The organism is Arthrobacter pigmenti, assembly GCF_011927905.1.
In the GTDB taxonomy this organism is placed as follows: Bacteria; Actinomycetota; Actinomycetes; order Actinomycetales; family Micrococcaceae; genus Arthrobacter_D; species Arthrobacter_D pigmenti.
In genome coordinates this window covers 2,250,549-2,274,620 of sequence record NZ_JAATJL010000001.1, presented here as the reverse complement: position 1 = coordinate 2,274,620, position 24,072 = coordinate 2,250,549, and the positions used below count along the sequence as shown (strand labels likewise).

Here is a 24,072-nt window from a genome sequence, read left to right as displayed (position 1 = left end):
TTAGGCCTCGGGAGCGGACTTGGGAACTACCTCGCCGTTACGACGGCGGGTGCGGCTCCGGTTCCGCTTCGGACGGTCAGCAGGTTTGGAAGCCTCGCCCTCGGTGCGTTCCTCGCCATTTGTCCCGGGTCCACCCGATCGACGACGGCCGCCGCCATTCTCCGCGGAGCCGCCCTGCCGGCTGCGGCCTCCGCGTCCACTGGACCCGGAGCCTGAAGCCGAACGGTTCTTCTTGCCGGTCTCGCCGAGATCCTCGATCTTCTCCGCATTGATGCCGGCGAGGGTGCGCTGGCTTCGGGGAAGCCGGCCTTTGGTGCCTTCGGGAATGTCGAGGTCGGTGTACAGGTGCGGGGAGGATGAGTAGGTTTCCACAGGCTCTGCCTGATCCAGGCCCAACGCCTTGTTGATCAGGCCCCACCTCGGCACGTCGTCCCAGTCCACGAACGTGATGGCGGTGCCCTTCTTGCCGGCACGGCCGGTGCGGCCCACCCGGTGAAGGTACGCTTTCTCATCCTCGGGGCACTGGAAGTTGATGACGTGGGTAATGTCCTCCACGTCGATGCCGCGCGCTGCAACCTCTGTAGCCACCAGCACATCGATCTTGTCGCCACGGAACGCACGCAGCGCCTGCTCACGCGCACCCTGTCCGAGATCGCCGTGGATCGCGCCGGCAGCGAACCCGCGGTCAACGAGTTCCTCCGACAGTTTCGCGGCGGTCCGCTTGGTCTTGGTGAAGATGATGGTCCGGCCGCGACCCCGAGCCTGCAGGATCCGTGCGACCACTTCGTCCTTGTCCAGGTTGTGCGCGCGGTAGATGACCTGGCGGATGTCCTTCTTGGTGGCGCCGTCGTCCTCCGGGTCCGCCGCGCGGATGTGCGTGGGGTGGGACATGTAGCGGCGGGCCATCGCGACCACCGGGCCGGGCATGGTGGCTGAGAAAAGGAGCGTCTGGCGTACCGAGGGAGTAGCCGCCATGAGCGTTTCGACGTCCGGCAGGAACCCGAGGTCCAGCATTTCGTCGGCCTCGTCCAGCACAACGATGCGGACGTTCTTCAGGGACAGAATCTTCTGGCGGTACAGGTCGATCAAGCGGCCGGGGGTGCCGACTACAATCTCCGTGCCCCTCTTCAGGGCCTCAACCTGTGGCTCGTAGGCGCGGCCGCCATAGATGGTCACGATGCGGGCGTTGCGCTTCTTCGCGGCCTTCGTCAGGTCATCCGCGACCTGCACGGCCAATTCGCGGGTTGGAACCACCACGAGTGCCTGCGGGGCTCCCGGAGCGGGGAGGCGGTCATAGCCTTCGTCGGACGGGCCGACGACGCGCTGAAGCGCGGGGACACCGAATCCCAGGGTTTTGCCGGTGCCGGTCTTCGCCTGGCCGATGATGTCGTGGCCGTCAAGGGCGATCGACAGGGTCATCGCCTGGATGGGGAAGGGGTGCACAATGCCAGCGTCGGCAAGGGACTCGACGATGTCGGCGCGGACCTTGAAATCCGCGAAGGTCTCGGCCGCTTCATGGTGGGGTTCTTCGGTGCTGACCAGCGTTTCCTCGACGAAGATTTCGTCGTCGCTGTTGTCCGCATGGAGGTGATGATTGTCTGTGGTCACTCTTACTACCGTTCAATTAGGCACTGCTGCCGCCGGGCTCAACGCCGGGCCGGTCACGGCCCGCCGGAGCAGGGTGGAACAGGGCGTCCAGTGGAAGCCGATCGCGGGCTATCAACTGCGGCCCGGAAGCGGATCGGTCCGCTTCGAGCTGGGAAACTCAAGATCGCGTAGGTATTGCGGGTCGGTTTGCGCCGGTAAGCCGCATGTTGGGAACGAAAGTTCCTGGAACTGCGACGGACCGGGAGTGCAAGCAAGAATTATTACTGAAACGACCGGGCATCCATTACTACGCAGTCAAGTCTACCCTGCTGCCCGCTTGCTTTCCGACGACGGCGCCTCCTGAGTCGCGCCTTCCGCCAGCTCAAAGCGAACTTCCCGCCGGTCGATGTCCGCAGCCACCAGCCGAACCCGGACTTCCTCACCGGCCGTCATCACGCCGTCGCAGCGTCCTTCGACCGCGGGCTCGGCAATCTGGATGACACCGTGCGGACTCCCGTTCCCGTTGTTGTTTCCGTTTTTGCCGCTGGTCCCGTTGGGCGGGTTGGGCGGTTTGGACCCCGTGATCACGACGGCGGGAAACTCCTCCCCTACGCGATTGCTGAGCAGTGCGGCCTCAACCGCGGCAATCGCGCCGCTCTCCAGCCGCGACGCCAATTGGTTCGACGAAGACATCAGAGAATTCAGTTCAGGAAGCGCATCCCGCACCCAGGAGGGCACATCCCGTCCGGCGCACAGCGCCTCACACGTGATGAGGACAAACCGGTCTACGAGCCGCCGTAGGGGAGCGGTGGTGTGGGCGTAGGGCGCAGCGATGGCCGCCTGCTCCACGGCTTCCGGGAGTTCGCCGTCGAACGCGGTGTAACCCGCCCCCCGGAACAGGGAAGCCGCCGCGTGCATCAGGGAAAGCTGCCGCGGGTCGGTGGTGTCCAGGCTGCGCAGGAACTCGCCGTAGGGGAGATCGTGCGGCCAGGCACGTCCCAGAGCACGCGCCTGGTGCCGGAAGCGGGCGAGCGAGGTTTCATCCGGTGCCGGCATGGTGCGCAGGATTCCCACACCGCCCTTGAGCATGATTTCCGCAGCCGCCATCCCGGTCATCAGGGAAAGCTGGGCATTCCAGTCCTCCGCAGGCAACGGGGGACGAGCGAGAATGAAGTACCTCTCGCCGTCGTGCGCGATCTCCTGTTCGGGGAGGTTGAGGCTTGCTCCTCCACGTTCCTTTTCCAGCCCGATCCGCAGGTTTCCGATCTCCTTGAGCAGTGTGAGGTTCTCGGCGGCTCCGCCTGAATCGATGTCCTCCTGCACCTGCTCATAAGTCAGCTGTGCGCGGCTGCGGATCACAGCGCGTTCGACGACGACGGACTCCACTCGGGCGGCGGCATCGAGGACGAACTCCCAGACGTACGCCGAACGGTTGCGACCGGGTAGCAGGCTGGCGGCATCCTCTGCAATGACTTCCGGATGAAGGGAGATTCGACCGTCGGGCGCGTACATCGTCTGGCCCCGCCGTCGTGCTTCGGCGTCGATGGCGCCTCCCGGTGCAACGAAAGAGGGCACATCCGCAATGGCGTACCAGACACGGTAGCCGGCCGCATGCCGTTCGAGGTGGAAAGCCTGGTCCAGATCGGTGGAACCGAGCGGGTCCACGGTGATGAAGCCCAAAGCGGTCAGATCCCGCTCCGGCAGCACCTGCTGCTCCACAGCCCGCTGTGCCTCCTCGCGCACCTCCGGCGGGAACTCGGCGTGCAGCTCCAGTTCTTCCCGGAGGCCCTCGAGCGCAGCGGTGAGCTGGGATTGGGAATCCCGGTTGCTCAGATCCAGATGCGAATACGGCACAAATCAAACCCTAATACACGTCATCCACGTGCTGACGCGCCGTCTGCGCCACATTCCGCAGAACCCGCACCAAATTCCACTCAGCGCACCGGCTCCGACGGGTTCGCACAGCACAGGTACCCTTAAGCGCATGGCAGCTTTGGACTCGCAGACCCCGACGGCGGGACCATCCGCACGCACCACGGGAATAACGTCCCCGGACATGGGCACCCTGAACAGGTTCGTCGTCGACCTTTTCGGCGTCATGGCCTACGGAGAGCTCTCAGCCTTCGAGCGGCTGTCCTCGGATGCACGGTTCTCCCCGACGCTGCGTGACAGGGCAGCGCTGGGACGCCTCGCCGTCACGGAGTTCGAGCACTTTGAGATGGTCAGTGCGCATCTGGCCGGACTCGGCGTCGATGTGGAGGAGGCGATGCGTCCCTTCCAGGGGTCGATCGATTCCTTCCACGAGCGCACCCGTCCAGCAGACTGGTACGAGTCCCTGATGAAGGCATACGTCATCGACGCAATCTCGGGTGACTTCTACACGGCGCTCGCCGGCCGCCTGGATGAGGCTACCCGCGAACTCATCGGCCGCATCCAGTCGACCACGGAGCAGGGGGGACTGCTGCAGTCACGGTTGAAGGCCGCGCTGGCCGACGATCCTCGGCTGGCCTCCCGGCTGGCCCTGTGGGGGCGTCGCCTCGTGGGCGAGGCGCTGACGCAGGCCCAGCGCGTAGGGATCGAGCGGCAATTCCTCGGCGGGCTGCTCTTCCAGGGAACGGCCGAAGACCAGGAACGCGAGACCGTCCAACTGTTCGCCCAACTGACACGCAACCACTCACGACGGATGAGCGCGCTCGGCCTGACCGCCTGACCCGCTCACGAGAGTATTTACTCGGGAAGTTCAGCCCTGATCCGTGCCGCCGCCTCCGCAGGGTCATCGGCTTCGGTGATCGCGCGAACGACGACGACGCGCCCCGCCCCGGCTTCGACCACCTCGCCGATATTTCCCAGGTCAATCCCGCCGATGGCGAACCACGGTTTCAGCTCCCGGCCCTGCTCGGCGAGCGATGCCTCAAGACTGGCGGCAGAACGGACCAGATCCAGGCCGACCGCGGCCCGCCCGGGTTTGGTCGGGGTCGCCCAGACGGGCCCGGTGCAGAAGTAATCCACTTCCTTGTTCGACGCTGCGGCCTGGACCTGCTCGGGTGAGTGCGTTGAGAGCCCCAGCACACCGCCGTCGTGCAGGAACGGCTGCGCAAGGGCAGGAGGCAGGTCTCGCTGACCGATATGAAGGACGGGTGCGCCGCTGAGGGCAGCGATGTCTGCCCGGTCATTCACACCCCACAGCTTCCCGTGTGAAACCGCCGCCGCGCGGAGGACCTCAAGGAGCTCAAGTTCCTGCGCTGCCTCAATGGACTTGTCCCGTAGCTGAATGATGTCGACGCCGCCGGCAAAGGCGGCATTGACGAAGTCGCCGAAGTCCTGCTGTTTTCCGCGGGAATCCGTGCACAGGTATAGCCGGGAGGTTATCAGTTGCATACCACCTACAATAAAGGGGTACTGCGGGAGCCGCGGTGTCCGGACACGGGCACACTGGCTGAGAGGGCGTTCGGCGCCGACCGCGTTGTGAGAACAACGAACCTGATCCGGGTCATGCCGGCGTAGGGAAGGGCCTTTCTTGGAAGCTTCAGTGGATGTCGCCGTCGTCGGCGGTGGAATCGTGGGCCTCGGCATCGCCTGGGAGGCGGTTCGCAGGGGACACTCGGTGACCCTGATCGATCCGGCTCCGGCAACGGGTGCCACCCGTGCCGCGGCAGGGATGATCGCACCCGCCAGCGAGCTGCACTACCGCGAGGAACACCTCCTCGAACTCACCATGGACTCCGCCCGCAGGTATCCCGAGTTCATCACTTCACTCGCCTGGACCGGGATTGACCCCGGCTACCGCAACACCGGCACGCTGGTGCTCGCCGTGGATGGCGCCGATCGTCAGGCGCTCGCGGACCTGCGGACCGTACAGTCCGCGCACGGGTTGGACGTCGAGCAGATCTCGGTGCGTGAGGCGCGCCGTAGCGAGCCGATGATCGGACCCGCGGCAACCGGAGCATTCCGCGCGGGGGAGGATCACCAGCTGGATCCCCGCAAGCTCGCAGCGTCCCTGCACTCCGCTGTCTTAGCGCGCGGAACCATTCTTGCGGCGACCGCCAGCGCACTGGAGCGGAACGGCGATCGCGTGATCGGGGTGAAACTGCACGACGGCGGTACAGTGGCGGCACGCCACACCATCGTTGCGAACGGGCTGGCTGCCTCTGAACTTACGCACCTGCCCGTTCAGCTGCCCATGCGCCCGGTGTACGGCGACATCTTGAGGCTGCGTGTACCGACGTCCCTCCAACCCCTGCTCACCCATACCGTTAGGGGACTGGTCCGAGGGCACGCCGTCTATCTGGTGCCGCGCGCCGACGGAACGGTGGTCCTCGGCGCAACGATCCGTGAGGACGGCAGCAATGCAGTGTCGGCCGGCGGCGTGTACCAGTTACTGCGTGATGCACAGCAGCTGGTACCAGCGGTGGCAGAGCTGGAACTCGAGGAGATCCTGTGCCGCGCCAGGCCGGGCACGCCGGATAACGCACCACTGCTTGGCGGCGTGCCCGGGGTGGACGGACTCCTCATTGCCACCGGGTTCTTCCGTCACGGGGTTCTGCTGACTCCGGCGGCTGCGGCTCTCTGCGTGGACCTGCTGAAGGGCAAACCGGTACCACCAGGAATCGAACGCTATCGACCGGACCGGTTCGGGAAAGGACAACAATGAACATCACACTCAACGGGAAGGCTTCCGAAACCTCGGACGCAGACCTGCTGGCGCTGGTCTCGAACGTCACCGGCAGGAAGCTTGCTCCAAGTGGCCAGCCGATCGACGGCGCGAGGCTCGGGCTGGCAGTTGCAGTGAACGCCACAGTGGTTCCGCGCAGCCAGTGGGCAGAACGAGAGCTTACCGAAGGCGACGACGTTGAACTCGTCACCGCAGTACAGGGAGGATGACATGCAATCGATCCAGACAGAACTCACAACCGATGCGCTGGTGATTGACGGTGTGCCACTTGGCTCGCGGTTGATCATGGGGACCGGCGGAGCGCCCAGCATCGATGGACTCGCCGATGCGCTGGCCGCCTCCGGAACGGAACTCACCACGGTGGCAATGCGGCGGTACAGTCCGCAAGCCGGAGCCTCGCTGTTCCAGTTGCTCAGCGAGCGTGGCATGCGGATCCTGCCGAACACGGCCGGCTGCTTCACAGCCCGCGAGGCTGTGCTCACCGCCGAATTGGCACGGGAGGCGTTGGAGACGAACTGGGTGAAGCTGGAAGTGATAGCCGATGAGCAGACGCTTCTGCCCGATGCGGTAGAACTCGTTGAGGCCACGGAATCGCTGGTGGCCCGCGGCTTCACAGTGTTTGTCTACACGAACGACGACCCGGTGCTTGCCCTGCGGCTGGAACAGCTTGGCGCCGCCGTCGTTATGCCTTTGGGCGCTCCCATTGGAACCGGGCTGGGGATCCTCAATCCGCACAACATCGAACTCATTGTGTCCCGGGCTTCCGTGCCGGTGGTGCTCGACGCCGGTATCGGGACTGCCTCGGATGCCGCCCTCGCCATGGAACTTGGCTGTGACGCCGTGCTGCTGGCGACCGCCGTTACCCGGGCCCAGGACCCGGTAGCTATGGCCGCTGCCTTCCGGCATGCCGTCATCGCAGGGCGCCTGGCCGCGGGGGCAGGACGTATACCCAGGCGCGAGCATGCACTTGCGTCATCACCCTTCGCTGATCGGGCGGACCTTTAGGGGACCTGCCTCAGCGCTGTTTGAGGATCGCGGTCATGGCGTCGGCATCGGCTTTCTCGCGGTGCCGGCCAAACCACCAGGCCGCCACCACAGTCAGGGCGAGTGCAGCCACCAGCGGGAGTAGCCAGGCCAGCCAGAACAGTTCCGGATGATAGCCAAGGCCAGCGAACTGCAGGATGATCCACATCAGCAGCGCCGATCCCAGGCACACACCCGGCAAGAGGAACAGCCCGTACCGGTGGTGCCTTCGATCGGCGAACCAGACGCCGAACCCCAGTGTGATGGCGACGCCTGTAACGACAATCAGTGAAACCATGACAGCCAACCCTGGAACGTCCGTTAGAGAGCGCCGAACCCAATGCGACGGGACTCGGGCTCCCCGATCTCCACGTATCCGAGGACACCCGAGGGCACAATCACCTGCCGGCCCTTGGAGTCGGTCAGGCGAAGCTCAGCGCCGCCGTTCATAGCCTTGGACACAACATCCGCGACCTCGTCCGCCGTCTGGTTCGATTCCAGGACGATCTCACGGTTGACGTTCTGGACGCCGATCTTGATTTCCACAGCTGGGCCTTTCTGATTGTCGAGATGAATAATTCCTAAGCACCTTGGTTGCGGGCGCCAGGAGCACTTCCTGCGCCGCCGTACCCAAGGGAAATCTAACTCACATTTCCTTGGGGAACCGGCTGATTCCGCGCCAAGCTAAACGATAGATGAGCTCGCTGGCGGCATCGATGTCCAGGCTGCCGTCCGTCTCGAGCCAGTACCGGGCACTCACCTGAGCCATACCGGCCATTGCCCGGCCCAGAAGCGTTGCCTCCAGATGCGAAAGGCGGGTATCACCCGAAATTACTCCAGCGATCGCATCGGCGAAATGGGCGTTGAATTCCTCAAGCCGGCGGCTCACATCCGGATCATTATTGAGATCCGACTCGAAAACGATTCGGTGTGCCTGACTGTCCTGGGCAATGAACTGGAAATAGGCGCGCATAGTGGCGTGCACACGCTGCTTATTATCAGTGGTTGACTGCAAGGCATCCACCAGCAGCTCGGTCAACGAGGCCAGATGGCTCTCCAGCAGGGCCAGGTACAACTCTCTCTTGCCAGGGAAGTGCTGATACAACACGGGCTTGCTGACCCGCGCCACCTCCGCTATTTCGTCCATGGCTGCGCCGTGATAGCCGTTCGAGACAAACACCTCGTGGGCGGCGCGCAGCAGTTGGCGTCGTCGCTCATCCCGCGGCAGCCGCATGGCTTTGCCGCTCGCCGGTGCTTCTGAGCTCACGTGTCCAGGGCTTTCGGTTGTCTGACTCGGGTCCGCCGTTTGAAAGCGGCGGTGCGTTCCAGTCTACCCGCGCGTAACAAGTAAGAAGTCCCGACGGCAGAGATCCGTTAACCCCGCGCGTGCCCGGTTTGGGAGGTGCCCAGCGCAAGGTTGCGCGACGGCGGCTGACAGGGCATACATTGAACCATGAGCTCTTTGAACGGCGCCCCGGGTCCTTTGGTTGAACCCGCCGGCGAACTCACCCGCGAGGAAACCGAGCGCTACTCCCGCCACCTCATTCTTCCCGAATTCGGCATTGAGGCGCAGAAGCGCCTGAAGAACGCGCGCGTGCTGGTCATTGGAGCGGGAGGCCTCGGTTCGCCCGCGCTGCTGTACCTGGCGGCAGCCGGTGTGGGCACACTCGGAATCGTGGACGACGACGCCGTGGACGTATCCAACCTGCAGCGGCAGGTAATCCATGGAATGGGTAACGTTGGGCAGGCCAAGGCGCTGTCCGCGGAGCAGAGCATCTCCGAGCTCAACCCGCACGTATCGGTGATTCGGCATGAGGTGCGCCTGGACTCAGGCAACGCACTGGATATTTTCCGCGGCTACGACGTCATACTCGACGGTACGGACAACTTCGCAACGCGCTACCTTGTGAGCGACGCCGCTGAAATCCTCGGCAAGCCCTATGTGTGGGGCTCGATCCTCCGTTTCGACGGCCAGGTGAGCGTGTTCTGGCCGGACCCGTCGGTTGGCGGGCCGAGCTACCGCGATCTCTACCCGGAAGCGCCCCCGCCCGGAGCGGTGCCATCCTGCGCCGAAGGCGGCGTGTTGGGCGTGCTCTGCGCGCAGATCGGCTCGGTCATGGTCAACGAGACGATCAAGCTCATTACCGGAATCGGCACCACCCTGCTGGGACGGGTGCTGGTCTTCAACGCACTCGACATGACCTGGCGCGAGCTGAAGGTGCGCCGCGACCCTAATGCTGCAGCGATCACCGAGCTGACAGACTATGAGGCCTTCTGCGGACTGGCTCCACCGGCAGGCGGGGTTGACGACGGCGTTCCATCCGTCACCGTTGCCCAACTGGAGGAGCTGCTTCAGCAGCGGGCAGCGGGAAGCCGCGAGTTTGACCTGATCGATGTCCGCGAACCGGGGGAGTATGACATCGTCCGCATCGACGGAGCCACCCTGATTCCACAGAACCGGATCCTGACCGGAGACGCCGAGATTGATCAGGAGCGGGAAGTGTACGTCCATTGCAAAGCCGGAACCCGGTCGGCCAACGTGGTGCGTCACCTGCGTGAACGCGGGGCACGGAAGGTCTATAACGTTGACGGCGGCATCCTGCAGTGGGTGCGCGAGGTGGAGCCGGAGAAACCGGTGTACTAGGAGGACCGGCACTGAGCGGCCATAATATCGGCAGTTCAGTACTGCGTTCTCAGGCGGAGTCCGCCCGCGCTTCCTCGTTCTGCTGAACCGGGCACCCCTGCTGAGCCGTATCCGTGGCGGCTTCCTCGGGCTCGATGCCGTACAGGGCCTCAAGGGCTGCCGTGTATTCTTCCTGGCGGCCCTCAGCGGCCAGTTCACGTGCCCTCACGGTGGGGACGTGGAGAAGCTGGCGCACCATACGCCGCAGGGCGAACTCGACTTCCTCTGCCGCAGCCGTGCAGCCGTGCTGCGCGCGGACGCGTGCCATCTCCGCGTCGAGTACCTGTTGTGTGTGCTTGCGCAGCGCCACGATCGCGGCGTCAACCGAGCGCGCAGTAACCTGCTCCTGGAACGCGTTGGCGGCCTTGGACACCAGAACACCTGCCTGGCGCAGGGATTCGGCCTGTTCCTCGGGCGCGGCGAGGCGAACGGACTCAAGGGTGATGAGTTCGACGTTCTCCACGGTGTCAACTGCAGGGTCGAAGTCGTGGCTCAGGGCAAGGTCCACGATGACCAGGGTGCGCGCCACGCCCGCACGGAGTTCACGGATGTCGGAGGCTTCCACGCGGCGTTCGCTGCCACTGCAACCGATGACGATGTCGGCCTCCCGGAGTGCCGCCCGCACGCTTTCGTCCGTCAGGGCTGTTCCGCCACGGCTGGCAACGAAGCTTTCGGCGCGGCCGGATGGCGAGAAGACAGCGATGTCCGTGCAGCCGCGCTCCCGAAGCAGGGCCATCGTGGCGCCGGCATAGGCACCGGTGCCGAAGACCACAACCGACTTGTCATCCAGGTTGGGGGTGCTGGAAAGATCAGCTGCGAGGTCGAGCGCCACCGAGACGATCGACCGGCCCCTGCTGCCGAGCGCGGTTTGGGCGCCTACATCCCGTGCGGTCCGCGAGGCGGCCTGGAACAGGCGGACAAGCCCTCCGCTGGCTGTTCCGGAGCCCTGCGACTCGATCAGGGCACGGCGGACCTGCCCCGCAATCTCACGTTCGCCGACGACCGCAGAATCGAGACCGGAGCTGACACTGAAGAGGTGGCGCGGAACGTCCTGGCCGGTAAGGGTGGTGAAGGAACCTGAAACGGTGGTCTTGGGGAGCCCGGATTGCGCGCTGATCGCTGTAATGATGGAGGAGCGTGCGGCTTCGATGTCCTGTTCGGAGGTCGCTTCCCCGTAAATTTCGAGGCGGTTGCACGTAGCCAGCGACACGGCCCCGGACAGTGCCGCGCTGTCTTGAAGCGCGGACGATGCCACCTGGGACGCCCCGACGCTGAGGCGGGCAACGGTCTCCAAGTCGATATCTGAGTGGGTCGCAACCAGGGAGAAGTAGTTCACAGCCCCTCCAGCATAGCCAAGATGGCTGCCCTGCCCCTAATAGGCAAGCCTTAGTCCCAAGGTCTTCCCAAGCCGTCAGTTTCCCTGCTTTTCCGCATGATCACAACGAAATTACTGGCTCGCGGAGATGGAACGCAATGGTGTACGGCGAGTGATTTCGGACACCAGGAGTGGGCGCAGTTATCCAAGCGCAGCGAACTTCGGCAGAATCAACGTATGACCCTCAGCCCTTCACACCCGCTCCTGGACGGCCGCACGTCAAACTCGCCGCTCGTCGAGTCGTATCGCGGCAACCTCCCCTCCCGCCGGCCGGTGTGGTTCATGCGGCAGGCGGGACGCTCACTGCCCGAATACCGCGAATTGCGTGAGGGCACCGCAATGCTCGATGCCTGCCTCAACCCGGACATGGCTGCCGAGATCACGCTGCAGCCGGTCCGGCGGCACGACGTTGACGCAGCGATCTTTTTCTCTGACATCGTGATCCCACTCAAGCTTGCCGGCGTCGGCGTCGACATCGTTCCCGGAGTAGGACCGGTCCTGGACAAGCCGATCCAGACGGCTGCGGACGTCGCCGCGCTTCCTGAACTCACGGACGAAGCCCTCGAACCGATACGCGAGGCCGTCGCGAAAACAGTTGCGGAGCTCGGAAGCACGCCCCTGATCGGGTTCGCAGGCGCGCCCTTCACGCTCGCCGCCTACATGGTTGAAGGAAAGCCTTCGAGGGACCATCTCGGGCCGCGCACCATGATGCACGCTGACCCCTCGACCTGGAGTGCCCTCACTGAATGGGCGGCAGATGCCTCCGGTCGTTTCCTGCGGGCACAGCTTGAGGCCGGTGCGAGTGCCGCACAACTTTTCGACTCCTGGGCGGGCTCCCTGGGCCTCGCGGACTACGTGGAGCACGTGGCGCCCGCCTCAACCCGGGCCCTGGATCACGTACGGGGACTCGGAGCGCCGCTGGTGCACTTTGGTACCGGCACCTCGGAGCTGCTCGTGGCCATGCGCGACGTCGGAGTGGACGTAGTCGGCGTGGACTATCGGCTGCCGCTGGATGAGGCCAACCGACGGCTGGGAGGTTCGGTCGCGTTGCAGGGCAATATCGATCCGGCCCTGCTGTCGGCGCCATGGGAAGTCCTGGAAGCGCACGTCCGTTCAGTGCTCGACGCCGGAGCGTCAGCGCCCGGCCACGTGGTCAACCTCGGCCACGGAGTGCCGCCGGACACCGACCCCGAGGTGTTGACGAAGGTCGTCACACTGATTCACTCGGTGCCGCCGGCACGATGAGCCGCCAGCCCGCTGCCAACCTGGCGCCCGCCGTCGTCGTCATCGGCGGGGGCATTGCCGGCCTGTGCGCCGCGCACGAGCTCACCAAAGCCGGCCTGGCGGTTCGTGTTCTTGAGTCCGCGCCGACTTTCTGCGGAAGTGTGGGCAGCCACGAGCTGGCCGGCCTTACGCTCGACGCCGGTGCCGAGTCCTTCTCGACGCGATCGGACACCGTTCCTTCCCTCGCGCGCGAGCTCGGTCTCGGCGCCCTGGTGCGCAGCCCCAATCCTGTGGGCGCATGGCTCTACCTCTCGACCCCTGGCGGCGAACCCTTCGCGATGCCACTTCCCAAAACCGGGCTGCTTGGCATCCCGGCGGACGTGCGCGACCCGGAGCTGACCCGGCTGATCGGTCGTGCAGGCAGCGTCCGTGCCGCACTCGACCGTGCACTGCCGTTGGGCGGCCTCCTGAACGAGCAGCAGCTCAGCCTCGGTGCGGTGGTGCGGGCGCGGATGGGGGCCGAGGTGCTGACCCGGCTTGTCGCGCCCGTTGTGGGCGGCGTCCTTTCGGCAGATCCTGACGACCTCGACGTCGACGCCGCCGTACCGGGCCTGCGTGCAGCCATGCGCAAATACGGTTCACTGGGGGCGGCCGTCGGCGCGATGCGGAAGGCAGCACCCGCAGGTTCGGCCGTAGGCGGCCTTGAGGGCGGCATGGGGCAACTTGCGTCCGCGCTCGCTGTGAGGCTGGAGCGGGACGGCGCGCAGCTGACCTCCTCCGCCCCGGTGCTGGAGCTCAGCCGGGGCGCGGGCGGCTGGACCGTCAGGATGGACACGCAGACCCTCAGTGCGGACGCCGTAGTGGTGGCGACGGACGGCCCCAGCGCCGTCGATCTTCTTTCGCCCACGCTTATGGAGCTTGAGGCCGACCGGCCGGCGGTGGTGCCCGGTGTTGCGCTGGTGAGCCTGGTTGTCGACGTACCTGAGCTTGACGCCGAACCACGAGGAACCGGCGTCCTGGTTGCAGCAGGCAGCCCCGGTGTACGGGCGAAGGCGCTTACCCATGCCACCGCGAAATGGCCCTGGCTGGCCGAGCGAACCGGGCCGGGCAGTCATGTGCTGCGGCTCTCCTACGGCAGGGCCGGGGAGGACCGTACGGCGCAGGAAACGGATGCCGAGCTGTTCCAGGCAGCACTGCACGATGCCTCGATGCTGCTCGGCGTCGAGGTGGGGGAGGCCGACGTCGTCGACTGGGATGTTGTCCGCTGGAACAACGCGCTGCCGCATGCAACGCTCGGCCACCGCGACCGCGTGGCCCGCATCAGGGCCGTGACGGCAACCCAGCGCGATCTGGAGGTCACCGGTGCCTGGCTGGCCGGGACCGGGCTGGTTGCGGTTATTGACGACGCACGCAAGCGCGGCGCGGCCCTCGGACGGCGGATGGCCGCGCGGTAGCACCGCTCTGTGTGACATTGATAACCTTCTACAGGCTGTAGAACCCATCAATTTTCGAATTAGCCGCTGACAGGAGCAGACTGGATTCATGAGCGAGATTGCAGGCCCGGCCGCCACCAACACAACCTCCCGCACCGATTCCACATCGGCTTCCACTTCCGGCGACGACGCCGCAGCGACGCAGTTCTTCACTCTCTGGACCGTATTCAAGCGCTCGGCAGGAACACCGGACGACGGCGCGGCGCTGGAAGCCGCTGTCACTGAACTCGACGGCGCCCAGGTTACCGTCCGCGGCTTCTACGACGTCTCGGCCATGCGCGAGGACGCGGACATCATGGTCTGGCTGCACGGGTCCCGCGCCGAAGACCTGCAGGCCGGGGTGAGGACCCTCCGCCGCACGGCAACCTTCGCCGGTGCCGAGATCGCGTGGTCCGCCATGGGCGTTCACCGCGATGCTGAGTTCTCCAAGAGCCACTCGCCTGCCTTCTCCCGCGGTGTCGAGCCGAGCACCTGGGTCTGTGTCTATCCGTTCGTTCGTTCCTATGACTGGTACATCCTCCCCAGTGAGGAACGCCGCGAAATGCTGTACGACCATGGGATGAAGGGCCGCCAGTACCCGCAGGTGCTTTCCAATACGGTGTCGTCCTTCGCACTCGGCGACTGGGAATGGATCCTCGCTCTGGAGGCCCCCGAGCTGGTCGACCTGGTGGACCTCATGCGCCACCTTCGTGAGACGGAGGCCCGCCGCCACGTCCGTGAGGAAATCCCGTTCTACACCGGCCGACGCATCGACGCCCGTGAGGTTGCCGAGGTGCTTCGATGAGCACGCACACTTTCCATCCCCTCGACGGCGTCGATGAAAACGGCCGCATGGCGCCCAAGAAGTACGACGCCATCGTCCTTGCCTCCTTCGGTGGGCCGGAAGGGCAGGAAGACGTCATCCCCTTCCTGCGCAACGTCACCCGCGGCCGGGGCATCCCCGACGAACGACTCGAAGAGGTATCCCACCACTACCGGGCCTTCGGCGGTATCAGCCCCATCAACCGGCAGAACCGTGAGCTCCAGGCTGCCATGGAGGCAGAACTCGCCCGCCGGGAAATTGACCTGCCGGTGTTGTGGGGCAACCGAAATTGGGAGCCCTTCATTGCCGACACACTCAAGGAAGCGTACGACGCCGGTTACCGCCGCATCCTCGCCGTCACCACGAGTGCCTATTCCTGTTACTCCAGCTGCCGCCAGTACCGCGAGGATTTGGGGATGGCGCTCGTGGAAACGGGCCTTGACGGCCGGCTTGAGGTGGACAAGGTCCGCCAATACTTCGACCATCCCGGCTTTGTCGAGCCCTTTGTTGAGGGCGTGACAAGCGGCCTCGCGTCGGTGCGGGCCCGGCTTGCGGCGGACGGCGAGTCCGATGCGCCGATCCACATCATGTTCGCTACCCATTCCATTCCCACCGGGGATGCCGAGGCTGCAGGCCCTCGAAATGCCGACGGCGGCCCCGCCCTCGAAGACGGCGCCTACGTGGCGCAGCACCTGGCGACGGCGCAGTCCGTACTCGACCGTGTACCGGAAGCTGCCGACTGCGAATGGTCCCTGGTCTACCAGTCCCGCTCCGGTGCACCCCACATCCCGTGGCTCGAGCCGGACATCAATGACGCACTGGGCGATCTTGCTGCCAAGGGCGCCAAGGGAGTGGTCATTGTGCCGCTCGGTTTCGTGAGCGACCACATGGAAGTGGTCTGGGACCTTGACACTGAAGCACTCGCGACCTGCGCCGAGCTCGGTCTGACTGCTGAGCGCGTGCCTACACCGGGGACCCATGCCAAGTTCGTCTCGGGTTTGATCGACCTGGTGAGTGAGCGCACAGCGGACAGCACAATCCTCGACCGCCCGGCTACCACGGACCTGGGGCCCTGGTTTGACGTGTGCCGCCCCAATTGCTGTGCGAACCGGCGCGGTGAGAAGCCCACAGTGGCGGGGGCGGACTCGACGGTCGGTCTTCCTGAAGCAGGACGGGCATGAGCAAACCCGTCCGGGTGGGAACCCGTGCCAGCGCGCTGGCACTGACCCAGACCACCACCGTGGCGGAGTCGCTGGCCGCTCTTGGCGGGTTCGACTATGAGCTGGTGCGCGTCAGCACCACCGGGGACGTCAACCGTGCCTCGCTGTCCCAAATCGGCGGAACCGGTGTATTCGTCGCCGCCCTGCGCGAAGCGCTGCTCGATGACACCTGCGATATCGCGGTGCACTCACTGAAGGACCTGCCAACCGGCCAGGCGGAGGGCCTGAGCGTGGCCGCCGTCCCTGAACGCGCCGACATTCGTGACGCCCTGTGTGCCCGTGATGGACTGACGCTCGCCGGACTTCCCGTGGGAGCGAGCGTGGGTACGGGTTCGCCACGACGGGCCGCGCAGCTCCGGGCAGCCCGTCCAGATCTCTCCGTGATCGATATCCGCGGCAATGTGGATACGCGGCTTGGTCGTGTGGCGGGGCTCGTAGAGGGCGGGCCAGGCGACCTCGACGCCGTCGTCCTGGCCGCAGCGGGCCTGTCCCGCCTCGGCAGGCAGGACGTCATTACGGAGTTCCTGGATCCGGCGCTTATGCTGCCCGCGCCGGGCCAGGGCGCGCTTGCCGTCGAGTGCAGGACCGACGACGCCGGTTCCTCACCATTTGCGGACGCACTCCGACAGTATGACCACCTGCCCACCCGCCTCGCAGTCACCGCGGAACGGGCTGTGCTCCGGCGGCTCGAAGCGGGTTGCACTGCGCCGATCGGCGCGCACGCGGCGCTGACCGACGGTTCGCTGATCCTGGAAGCTGTCGTGTGCAACTCCGACGGCAGCCGCCTGCTGCGGCGCACCCGGAGAACGCCGGAAGCCACCGTTGAAGGCGCCGAGGCGCTCGGTGTCCTGTTGGCGGAGGAGCTGCTCGATTCCGGCGCAGCGGAGATCGCCGGGCTCACGGCCTGATCCATGACCGCCGATACCGGCAGGGCTGCACTGGATGGGGTACGGGTGGCGCTGCTGCGCACCCCGGAACGCGGCGCAGCCATGGCGGAGGAACTCGAACGCAGGGGAGCGGACACTGTCCTGGTGCCGCTCATCGCCTGGGAGTTCCCCGAGGACACTACCGAGTTGGATCGCTTCCTCCGGGCCGCGTCCACGTATGACTGGGTTGTACTGACCAGCGTGACCACCGTCCGGGTGCTTCACCGGCGCGCACTCGTGCTCGGGACCGAGCTGTCCGAGTTGCTTCGCGGCGTCCGGGTTGCCTGCGTCGGATCGGCTACGCGCACTGCCCTTCGGGAACTGGGCGTGTTGGCAGCCGTAGTGCCGGCAGTGGACCAATCAGCGTCAGGCCTGTTGGAGGCACTGCCCGCGCACCCGGCCCGGGCCCTGCTGCCGCAGTCCGACCTCGCCGCAGCAACACTGGGCGAGGGACTAGAGCGGCGCGGCTGGACCGTTGACGCCGTGACAGCGTATGCAACCGTCGACTATCCGGCCGCGGCAGATCGGCGTGTTCCGGATTCCGGGGAACCAGGGGAGTCCGGGAAACCGCGAACTGAACTGGCCGGTGAAGAACTTGTTCGTGAGATCGCGGCGGGGACTATCGACGTCGTCGTCGTGACCTCTCCCAGCACGGCTGAGCGCCTGCATGCCATCATGGGAGAGTTGCCCGTTGGGCTTGTGACAGTCGCAATCGGCCAACGCACCGCGAACGACGCCGCGGCGATTGGCCTGCGGATAGACGCGGTGGCTGCTACGCCGGGGCCTGCCGGTATCGCGGATGCGGTGAGTGCCGCCGTCGCCAATCAACCAAGGAAAGGGTAACGCCATGAGCTTCCCCCAGCACCGGCCGCGCAGGCTGCGTTCCACGAAGGCGATCCGGCGGCTTACCGCCGAGCACCGCCTCAGTGCTCCCGACCTGATCCTGCCCGCGTTCATCCGCGAAGGATTGACCGAACCTGTGGCCATTTCGTCGATGCCGGGCGTGGTGCAACACAGTACCGAAACGTTGAAGCGGGCCGCCGCGGAAGCCGTCGGGCGCGGAGTGGGCGGAATCATGCTCTTCGGCATCCCCGCCGAGCGCGATGCGACAGGTAGCGCCGGACTGGATCCGAACGGGGTGCTGAACCGGGCGATCGCGGACGTACGCGCCGAAGTCGGCGATGATCTGGTGGTCATGAGCGACGTATGCCTCGACGAGTTCACGGATCACGGCCACTGCGGTGTTCTCGCCGCCGATGGCACGGTGGACAACGATGCCACGCTGGAACTCTACGGACAGATGGCCGTAGCGCAGGCGGATGCCGGTGCCCACGTACTCGGACCCTCAGGCATGATGGACGGCCAGGTCGCCGTGATCCGCCAGGCCCTTGACGCGGCCGGCCATCAGGAGACCGCGGTGCTCGCGTATGCCGCCAAGTACGCCTCGGCGTTTTACGGGCCCTTCCGGGAAGCAGTGGATTCCCAGCTGACCGGAGACCGCCGCACCTACCAGATGGACGCCGCGAACCGTCGTGAGGCGCTGCTGGAGGTGGAGCTGGACCTTGAGGAAGGTGCTGACATGGTCATGGTGAAGCCGGCCATGAGCTACCTCGACATCGTCGCAGACGTTGCCGCCATGTCTCCCGTACCTGTCGCGGCTTATCAGATCTCCGGCGAGTACGCCATGATCGAGGCCGCCGCCGCGAACGGCTGGATCGACCGCCGTCGTGCAATTGAGGAATCGGTGCTCGGCATCAAGCGTGCCGGGGCACAGATGATTCTCACCTACTGGGCATCGGAACTGGCCGTCTGGCTGAAAGAGAGCGAGTAATGACAACTTCCGAGGAACTTTTCACACGCGCACAGACGCTCATGCCCGGCGGCGTCAACTCGCCGGTGCGGGCCTTCGGCTCGGTCGGCGGGACGCCGCGCTTCCTCGTCTCGGCGCAGGGGCCCTACGTCACGGACGCGGACGGACGCGAGTACGTGGACCTCGTCTGCTCCTGGGGGCCGGCCCTGCTGGGTCACGCACACCCGGCCGTCCTGGAGGCGGTTCACCAGGCAGTGGACCGCGGACTCTCCTTCGGCGCTTCGACGCCGGCCGAAGCGGACCTCGCGCAACTCGTCCAGGAACGTGTTCCCGCCGTCGAGCGACTCCGCATGGTGTCCACCGGTACCGAAGCGACGATGACCGCTGTCCGGCTCGCCCGCGGGTTCACCGGACGTAACCTCGTCGTGAAGTTCGCGGGCTGTTATCACGGGCACCTCGATGGGTTACTCGCCGCCGCAGGCTCGGGCGTTGCGACGCTCGCGCTGCCCGGTTCGGCCGGCGTAACGGACGCGACGGCCGCCGAGACGCTGGTCCTGCCCTATAACGACGTCGACGCCGTCGAAGCCGCTTTCCGGGAGCACGGCCCTGCAATCGCCGCCGTCATCACCGAGGCAGCGCCGGCGAACATGGGCGTGGTGGAGCCGGCCCCTGGATTCAATGCCGCACTGTCACGGATCACCACCGAACATGGTGCGCTGCTCATCGTGGACGAGGTGCTGACGGGGTTCAGGGTCGGAGCCGGCGGATACTGGGGGCTGACTGGACGCCATGAAGGCTGGACACCGGACCTGTTGACGTTCGGCAAGGTCATCGGCGGTGGATTGCCGGCCGCAGCCCTCGGCGGACGTGCCGAGATCATGGACTATCTCGCTCCGCTGGGACCGGTCTACCAGGCGGGCACCCTCTCCGGGAACCCACTTGCGATGGCTGCGGGAGTCGCCCAGCTGACCCACGCTACAGATGAGGTCTACCGGCACATCGATGCCCGGTCGCTGGAACTCTCCGGTGCGTTGTCCGAGGAACTGAACCGCGCCGGCGTCGACCACTCCATCCAGCGTGCCGGCAACCTCTTCAGCGTCGCGTTCGGGACCTCTGCACGGGGCGTCACCAATTACGCCGACGCGCAGGCGCAGGAGACTTTCCGGTACGCCCCGTTCTTCCATTCCATGCTCGACGCCGGTGTGTACCTGCCGCCGTCGGTCTTCGAAGCCTGGTTCCTCTCTTCGGCGCACGACGACGCCGCGATGGAGCGGATCCTTAGCGCGCTTCCCGCCGCAGCACGGGCAGCCGCAGCTGCCGGAGCAACGCCACCGGGGGTCTAGCCCACCGGGTGTCCAGTAGGCTTCTCCGAATAAACGAACGGCCGGTGGCTGCTCTTCACGAGCAGCCATCGGCCGTCTTCGAATGCAGGAAGCCTAGAAGGCGGGCGTTACGTCGCCGCTTGGCCAGGTCTCTTCGATGTACTGCTTGACCTCGGGGGAGTGCAGCAGTTCCTCCAGCTTGGCAATCCGCGCATCGCCCTCCGACGAGATATTCCAGGCCAGGAAGTTCGCATAGGGGTTGTTCTCGACGGATTCCACGACGAGGGCATTGTCGGTACTGAGGCCGGCGTCCAGGATGTAGTTCCCGTTGATGATTGCCAGGTCCACCGTGGGATCCTGCAGGTCATTGAGCAACAGCTCAGGCTGGTTCTCAATAAACTCCAGACCCTTCGGGTTCTGTTCCTCGGTCAGGGCGAGCACCGAGGCGTCGGCCTCGATGTTTTCGAGCAACCCAGCCTCCTGCAGCAGCGTCAGGGCGCGCGCCTGGTTGGAAGGATCGTTTGTGATGGCAACGCGACCGCCGTCAGGGATAGCTGAGGCGTCGTCGTGCTTCTCTGAGAATGCCGCGTATGGCTCAATGTGCACGCCTTCGCCGTGCGCAAACTCGTACCCCTGGCTCTCGACCTGACTCTCGAAGTACGGCAGGTGCTGGAAGTAATTGGCGTCCAGGTCACCTTCGCTCAGGGCGATGTTGGGGGTGGTGTAATCATCGAATTCCTGGATCTCGATCTCGATGCCGGTCCCGTCTGCGAGGTTGTCCCGCACAAACTCGAGGATCTGGGCGTGCGGCACCGGGCTCGCGCCGACGGTCACCGTCGCCGGGTTCGCCGGGTCCAGGGTCTCGACGGCGGCGGGAGCGCTGTCCGTCGCGCCGCATGCTGAGAGGGTGAGAAGTGCGGCCAGTCCGGCGGCCGCAAGGGAGAACTGCTGACGCATGGTTTTAGTGCGTTCCTTTCGTAGTACCGGCACGTCCGGTCGGGTGGACCGTGTGCCGAAAGGGTGGCGGCCGGCGGCTACCGGCCGTCGTTAGTCCCGCTCAGGGCGGGCCGGGCTCAGGGCGTACCGACGACGTCGTCGTGCGCGGAGGTATCGCGGATGTGGTGATCGACGGTGCGTTCATGCCGCTTTCGGGCCGTTCCCGCGGTAGACGCGGTACGGTGGTCAACCCGCTGCGCCAGGCGGTCACCCACGAGCTGGATCACCTGGACGATGATCACGATGATCACGATGATCACCACCATGACAGTTGTGTCGAAGCGTTGGAGGCCGTAGTTATACGCAAGCCTCCCGAGCCCGCCCCCTCCGATAATTCCGGCCATGGCGGAGTAGCCCACCAGGGTGACCAGGGTGGTGGTGAAAGCCGAGATCAGCGCCGGAAGTGCCTCGGGGATCAGCACCTTGGTGATGACCTGCAGGCGTGTGGAGCCCATCACGAGTGCCGCATCGATCTTTCCTGATGACACGTCGCGCAGGCTCGTTTCGACCAGGCGCGCGAAGAATGGAATGGTGCCGATACTCAATGACACAGACGCTGCGACAGGACCGATCGAGGAGCCTGTGAGGAACCGGGCGAGCGGTATCAGGGACACCATGAGAATGGCGAAGGGAATGGAACGGGTGATGTTGACAATCACATCGCTCACGATTCGGTTGGTCAGAGGCATGGGACGAAGACCGTCAGGGCTGCTGGCGTGCAGGAACACGCCGAGCGGCAGGCCGATCAGGAGCGTGAACAGCCCGGAGATGCCAACCATCTGCAGGGTTGCCGCGAACTCCTCGGGCAGCGCTTCGGTGATTCCTGGGTTCGTGAAGAGGTCGTCGAGGAGGTTCACGCCGCCACCTCCACGTGCACGCCGGTGCTCTCAAGGTAGTCCGTGATTTCGGTCAGCGGTACCGCTGACTCCACCTCTACCCGCAGCCGTCCAAACCGGCTGCCGCCCAGGGTTTCCACCGTGCCGGCCAGGACATTGATATTCGCGTTGAACCGCCGCGTCAGTTCGGACAGGACTGGCGCTGAGGCGGTGTCCCCGACGAGCAGCAACTCCAGTTCGGGCAACGCGCGGTCACCCTCGCTGCGTGCCAGCGGCATGAGGGATCTACCGAGCGAGCCGTCGCGGTTTCCTACGACATCCCGCAGGGGACCGTGTTCGATGATCCGGCCGCGTTCCAGCAGCGAGACCGAGTCGCAGATCCGCTTGACCACGTGCATTTCATGCGTGATGACCAGAACGGTCAGGTCCAGCGTTTGGGTCAGCCGGCGGATCAGCGTGAGGATGTCCTCGGTAGTTGCCGGATCGAGCGCCGAGGTGGGCTCATCGCAGAGCAGAAGGTCAGGGCCCGTGGCCAGCGCGCGGGCAATGCCTACGCGCTGCTTCTGGCCGCCGGATAGCTGCGACGGGTAAGCATCCGCGAATTCAGACAGGCCCACGAGGGACAGCAGCTCAGCTACTTTCCGGCTGGTCTCCGCCTTCGGCGTCTTCACCAGTTCCAGCGGGTGCGCCACGTTCTGTGCGGCCGTCCTCGAATCCATCAGGTTGGCGTGCTGGAACACCATGCCGATGCGTCGGCGGGCAGTGCGGATTTCCGAGTCCTTGACGCGGGTGAGCTCACGGCCATCGATGACGACGGCGCCCGACGTCGGACGGTCAAGCAGCGTAAGGCAGCGGACAAGAGTGGACTTGCCTGCTCCTGAGTGGCCGATGATGCCGTGAATTGATCCTTTGGGCACCGACAGGGTGACGTCGTCGAGCGCAGTAATGGTTCGACCTCCCTGGCGGTAGGTCTTGCGCAGATTGGTAACTGTAATCATGGATCCTCGTGCTGTCCGTGGGCCGCAGGGTCGCTGCGGGCTTCCGCTCCGTCCGGGCATGAAAAAGCATCGACAGACGCGTTGAACAGGGATGTCCTGAGGGGGTGTCGTCGACTATCCGGAGCATTGCTCCGGACGCGCTGCGATGCTTTTTCATTGTGGCACGGTCGAAAGAAGTGACTGAAATTTAGTGCTCAGAGTCACGTGAATTGAACCGATGGGGACGGAGAGGGACGATGATCGAAGAATCTGCGGTGTTTGGCGGAATTAGGATGCGACGGCTGGCCAGCGCCCCTCGACTACCGCTTCGGGATCGGTGCGCCGGAGGTATTCCTGGAAGCTCGCAGCCTGTCTCAGTGCCCACACCACCTGGGACTCGTGGAGATCCGTCGCTGGGCGTCGCAGCTGCGCGAACCGATCAGCGAGTACCGCGGCGACACCCAGCGTTGCCATCACGTCCGCAGCCGACGTGTGGGCACGGGTTAGTTCCACACCGTAGTGATCGCACATGGCACTCAGCGTGCGCTTGCCCCGCCGATAGCGGTCAGCATGCTTGTCCATCACATAGGGATCAAGCACAGGCCGCGGATCTGGAATCCGGACCCCGTGCCGCAAGCCCTCGCAGGCCAGGACGGTGAAGTCGTAACGGGCGTTGAAGGCCAGGACCGGAATCCCGCCTTGAAAGTACGAACCGATAACACGGGATATTCCGTCTACAACCAGCGCAACCGGTTGGCCAAGTGTTGCAGCAGTCCGGGTGTCCACTCCATGGATCGCCGCGGCTTCCTCAGGGATGGGAACACCCGGGTCCGCGAGCCACTCATGGTGCTCGAGCACCTCCCCACGCCCATCCACCAGGATGATCGAGGCCGTGACAATGCGCGCGGTGAGAGGGTTGCGACCCGTAGTTTCGAGATCGAATGCCGCCCGGGGTAATTCATGCCAGCTGCTCATGGTCCCGACGGTATAGGCCGCGTCCGACATTTCCGGCGACGGCTCGCCCGACCGTTCCTAAAGCGGCTCCCAGCACTCGCTGGCGCTCACGCCGGGGCCCTCGCCCACTACGCGCGTAATGGGCTCCCAGCACTCGCTGGCGCTCACGCCG

At 65.3% G+C, this 24,072-nt stretch carries 24 protein-coding genes; 13 read left to right on the top strand and 11 right to left on the bottom strand.

Annotated elements, in window-relative coordinates:
• Positions 1 to 1,608 (bottom strand): DEAD/DEAH box helicase, encoded by a 1,608-nt coding sequence (locus tag BJ994_RS10465; RefSeq protein ID WP_167993901.1) that lies wholly within the window; start codon positions 1,606 to 1,608, stop codon positions 1 to 3.
• A 300-nt stretch (positions 1,609 to 1,908) separates the two neighbouring features.
• A complete protein-coding gene (locus tag BJ994_RS10460; RefSeq protein ID WP_167993900.1) occupies positions 1,909 to 3,441 on the bottom strand; it encodes an RNB domain-containing ribonuclease in 1,533 nt (510 codons plus the stop codon).
• A 202-nt stretch (positions 3,442 to 3,643) separates the two neighbouring features.
• Between BJ994_RS10460 and BJ994_RS10455 the strand changes: the two genes are divergently transcribed.
• Positions 3,644 to 4,297 carry a ferritin-like fold-containing protein gene (locus BJ994_RS10455; protein WP_167995970.1) on the top strand — a complete coding sequence of 218 codons (654 nt, stop codon included), beginning with the start codon at positions 3,644 to 3,646 and terminating at the stop codon, positions 4,295 to 4,297.
• A gap of 17 nt (positions 4,298 to 4,314) precedes the next feature.
• Here the strand turns inward: BJ994_RS10455 and thiE are convergent, their stop codons facing one another.
• Positions 4,315 to 4,965, bottom strand: a complete 651-nt coding sequence (thiE, locus tag BJ994_RS10450; protein ID WP_167993899.1) for a thiamine phosphate synthase — start codon at positions 4,963 to 4,965, stop codon at positions 4,315 to 4,317.
• A 139-nt stretch (positions 4,966 to 5,104) separates the two neighbouring features.
• Between thiE and thiO the strand changes: the two genes are divergently transcribed.
• From thiO to BJ994_RS10435, 3 genes are read left to right on the top strand one after another with little or no spacing between them, the layout of a single operon-like run.
• The gene (gene thiO / locus BJ994_RS10445) at positions 5,105 to 6,238 is read left to right on the top strand and encodes a glycine oxidase ThiO (RefSeq protein WP_167993898.1); all 1,134 of its coding nucleotides are present in this window, start codon (positions 5,105 to 5,107) and stop codon (positions 6,236 to 6,238) included.
• The gene (thiS, locus tag BJ994_RS10440) at positions 6,235 to 6,468 is read left to right on the top strand and encodes a sulfur carrier protein ThiS (RefSeq protein WP_167993897.1); all 234 of its coding nucleotides are present in this window, start codon (positions 6,235 to 6,237) and stop codon (positions 6,466 to 6,468) included. Before thiO ends, thiS begins: the two co-directional genes overlap by 4 nt.
• 1 nt (position 6,469) lies before the next feature.
• Complete coding sequence (locus tag BJ994_RS10435; protein ID WP_167993896.1) at positions 6,470 to 7,264, top strand: thiazole synthase; 795 nt, start codon at positions 6,470 to 6,472, stop codon at positions 7,262 to 7,264.
• A gap of 10 nt (positions 7,265 to 7,274) precedes the next feature.
• Here the strand turns inward: BJ994_RS10435 and BJ994_RS10430 are convergent, their stop codons facing one another.
• From BJ994_RS10430 to BJ994_RS10420, 3 genes are all read right to left on the bottom strand, one after another.
• Positions 7,275 to 7,580 (bottom strand): hypothetical protein, encoded by a 306-nt coding sequence (locus BJ994_RS10430; RefSeq protein WP_167993894.1) that lies wholly within the window; start codon positions 7,578 to 7,580, stop codon positions 7,275 to 7,277.
• 23 nt (positions 7,581 to 7,603) lie between these two features.
• Positions 7,604 to 7,828 carry a DUF3107 family protein gene (locus BJ994_RS10425; protein WP_167993892.1) on the bottom strand — a complete coding sequence of 75 codons (225 nt, stop codon included), beginning with the start codon at positions 7,826 to 7,828 and terminating at the stop codon, positions 7,604 to 7,606.
• Positions 7,829 to 7,928: 100 nt separating this feature from the next.
• Positions 7,929 to 8,516 (bottom strand): TetR/AcrR family transcriptional regulator, encoded by a 588-nt coding sequence (locus tag BJ994_RS10420; protein ID WP_167995969.1) that lies wholly within the window; start codon positions 8,514 to 8,516, stop codon positions 7,929 to 7,931.
• A 219-nt stretch (positions 8,517 to 8,735) separates the two neighbouring features.
• On the opposite strand from BJ994_RS10420, the gene moeB reads away from it, so the two are divergent.
• Positions 8,736 to 9,926 carry a molybdopterin-synthase adenylyltransferase MoeB gene (gene moeB / locus BJ994_RS10415; RefSeq protein WP_167993890.1) on the top strand — a complete coding sequence of 397 codons (1,191 nt, stop codon included), beginning with the start codon at positions 8,736 to 8,738 and terminating at the stop codon, positions 9,924 to 9,926.
• 49 nt (positions 9,927 to 9,975) lie between these two features.
• Here the strand turns inward: moeB and BJ994_RS10410 are convergent, their stop codons facing one another.
• Positions 9,976 to 11,301, bottom strand: a complete 1,326-nt coding sequence (locus tag BJ994_RS10410; RefSeq protein WP_167993888.1) for a glutamyl-tRNA reductase — start codon at positions 11,299 to 11,301, stop codon at positions 9,976 to 9,978.
• A 216-nt stretch (positions 11,302 to 11,517) separates the two neighbouring features.
• Between BJ994_RS10410 and hemE the strand changes: the two genes are divergently transcribed.
• The 8 genes from hemE (at position 11,518) to hemL (ending at position 20,158) form a co-directional block, all read left to right on the top strand.
• Complete coding sequence (hemE, locus tag BJ994_RS10405; RefSeq protein ID WP_167993886.1) at positions 11,518 to 12,585, top strand: uroporphyrinogen decarboxylase; 1,068 nt, start codon at positions 11,518 to 11,520, stop codon at positions 12,583 to 12,585.
• Positions 12,582 to 14,018 carry a protoporphyrinogen oxidase gene (gene hemG, locus BJ994_RS10400; protein ID WP_167993884.1) on the top strand — a complete coding sequence of 479 codons (1,437 nt, stop codon included), beginning with the start codon at positions 12,582 to 12,584 and terminating at the stop codon, positions 14,016 to 14,018. Before hemE ends, hemG begins: the two co-directional genes overlap by 4 nt.
• Before the next feature lie 88 nt (positions 14,019 to 14,106).
• On the top strand, positions 14,107 to 14,841 hold the full coding sequence (gene hemQ / locus BJ994_RS10395; protein WP_167993882.1) for a hydrogen peroxide-dependent heme synthase: 735 nt from the start codon (positions 14,107 to 14,109) through the stop codon (positions 14,839 to 14,841).
• On the top strand, positions 14,838 to 16,040 hold the full coding sequence (locus BJ994_RS10390; protein ID WP_167993880.1) for a ferrochelatase: 1,203 nt from the start codon (positions 14,838 to 14,840) through the stop codon (positions 16,038 to 16,040). Before hemQ ends, BJ994_RS10390 begins: the two co-directional genes overlap by 4 nt.
• Positions 16,037 to 16,987, top strand: coding sequence for a hydroxymethylbilane synthase (gene hemC / locus BJ994_RS10385; RefSeq protein ID WP_167993878.1), 951 nt, complete (start codon positions 16,037 to 16,039; stop codon positions 16,985 to 16,987). The genes BJ994_RS10390 and hemC overlap by 4 nt, the downstream gene beginning before the upstream one ends.
• Positions 16,988 to 16,990: 3 nt before the next feature.
• Complete coding sequence (locus BJ994_RS10380) at positions 16,991 to 17,848, top strand: uroporphyrinogen-III synthase (protein ID WP_167993876.1); 858 nt, start codon at positions 16,991 to 16,993, stop codon at positions 17,846 to 17,848.
• A gap of 4 nt (positions 17,849 to 17,852) precedes the next feature.
• Positions 17,853 to 18,836 (top strand): porphobilinogen synthase, encoded by a 984-nt coding sequence (gene hemB, locus BJ994_RS10375; RefSeq protein ID WP_167993874.1) that lies wholly within the window; start codon positions 17,853 to 17,855, stop codon positions 18,834 to 18,836.
• Positions 18,836 to 20,158, top strand: a complete 1,323-nt coding sequence (hemL, locus tag BJ994_RS10370) for a glutamate-1-semialdehyde 2,1-aminomutase (protein WP_167993872.1) — start codon at positions 18,836 to 18,838, stop codon at positions 20,156 to 20,158. Before hemB ends, hemL begins: the two co-directional genes overlap by 1 nt.
• Before the next feature lie 93 nt (positions 20,159 to 20,251).
• On the opposite strand, the gene BJ994_RS10365 is transcribed toward hemL, so the two are convergent.
• From BJ994_RS10365 to BJ994_RS10350, 4 genes are all read right to left on the bottom strand, one after another.
• Positions 20,252 to 21,094, bottom strand: a complete 843-nt coding sequence (locus BJ994_RS10365) for a MetQ/NlpA family ABC transporter substrate-binding protein (RefSeq protein WP_167993870.1) — start codon at positions 21,092 to 21,094, stop codon at positions 20,252 to 20,254.
• Between the two features lie 116 nt (positions 21,095 to 21,210).
• Entirely contained in the window at positions 21,211 to 21,990 is a 780-nt protein-coding gene (locus BJ994_RS10360) for an ABC transporter permease subunit (protein WP_167993868.1), read from the bottom strand.
• Positions 21,987 to 22,967, bottom strand: a complete 981-nt coding sequence (locus BJ994_RS10355) for a methionine ABC transporter ATP-binding protein (RefSeq protein ID WP_167993866.1) — start codon at positions 22,965 to 22,967, stop codon at positions 21,987 to 21,989. Before BJ994_RS10355 ends, BJ994_RS10360 begins: the two co-directional genes overlap by 4 nt.
• A gap of 267 nt (positions 22,968 to 23,234) precedes the next feature.
• Positions 23,235 to 23,921 (bottom strand): 3'-5' exonuclease, encoded by a 687-nt coding sequence (locus BJ994_RS10350; RefSeq protein ID WP_167993864.1) that lies wholly within the window; start codon positions 23,919 to 23,921, stop codon positions 23,235 to 23,237.
• Positions 23,922 to 24,072 lie beyond the last annotated feature (151 nt).

Excerpts from the sequence above, each read along its gene's own strand:
- BJ994_RS10455 (WP_167995970.1), top strand. The coding sequence starts at position 3,644 with ATGGGCACCCTGAACAGGTTCGTCGTCGACCTTTTCGGCGTCATGGCC.
- thiE (WP_167993899.1), bottom strand. The coding sequence starts at position 4,965 with ATGCAACTGATAACCTCCCGGCTATACCTGTGCACGGATTCCCGCGGA.
- thiS (WP_167993897.1), top strand. The coding sequence starts at position 6,235 with ATGAACATCACACTCAACGGGAAGGCTTCCGAAACCTCGGACGCAGAC.
- BJ994_RS10435 (WP_167993896.1), top strand. The coding sequence starts at position 6,470 with ATGCAATCGATCCAGACAGAACTCACAACCGATGCGCTGGTGATTGAC.
- BJ994_RS10430 (WP_167993894.1), bottom strand. The coding sequence starts at position 7,580 with ATGGTTTCACTGATTGTCGTTACAGGCGTCGCCATCACACTGGGGTTC.
- BJ994_RS10420 (WP_167995969.1), bottom strand. The coding sequence starts at position 8,516 with ATGCGGCTGCCGCGGGATGAGCGACGACGCCAACTGCTGCGCGCCGCC.
- moeB (WP_167993890.1), top strand. The coding sequence starts at position 8,736 with ATGAGCTCTTTGAACGGCGCCCCGGGTCCTTTGGTTGAACCCGCCGGC.
- hemE (WP_167993886.1), top strand. The coding sequence starts at position 11,518 with ATGACCCTCAGCCCTTCACACCCGCTCCTGGACGGCCGCACGTCAAAC.
- hemG (WP_167993884.1), top strand. The coding sequence starts at position 12,582 with ATGAGCCGCCAGCCCGCTGCCAACCTGGCGCCCGCCGTCGTCGTCATC.
- hemQ (WP_167993882.1), top strand. The coding sequence starts at position 14,107 with ATGAGCGAGATTGCAGGCCCGGCCGCCACCAACACAACCTCCCGCACC.
- BJ994_RS10390 (WP_167993880.1), top strand. The coding sequence starts at position 14,838 with ATGAGCACGCACACTTTCCATCCCCTCGACGGCGTCGATGAAAACGGC.
- hemC (WP_167993878.1), top strand. The coding sequence starts at position 16,037 with ATGAGCAAACCCGTCCGGGTGGGAACCCGTGCCAGCGCGCTGGCACTG.
- BJ994_RS10380 (WP_167993876.1), top strand. The coding sequence starts at position 16,991 with ATGACCGCCGATACCGGCAGGGCTGCACTGGATGGGGTACGGGTGGCG.
- hemB (WP_167993874.1), top strand. The coding sequence starts at position 17,853 with ATGAGCTTCCCCCAGCACCGGCCGCGCAGGCTGCGTTCCACGAAGGCG.
- hemL (WP_167993872.1), top strand. The coding sequence starts at position 18,836 with ATGACAACTTCCGAGGAACTTTTCACACGCGCACAGACGCTCATGCCC.
- BJ994_RS10365 (WP_167993870.1), bottom strand. The coding sequence starts at position 21,094 with ATGCGTCAGCAGTTCTCCCTTGCGGCCGCCGGACTGGCCGCACTTCTC.
- BJ994_RS10355 (WP_167993866.1), bottom strand. The coding sequence starts at position 22,967 with ATGATTACAGTTACCAATCTGCGCAAGACCTACCGCCAGGGAGGTCGA.
- BJ994_RS10350 (WP_167993864.1), bottom strand. The coding sequence starts at position 23,921 with ATGAGCAGCTGGCATGAATTACCCCGGGCGGCATTCGATCTCGAAACT.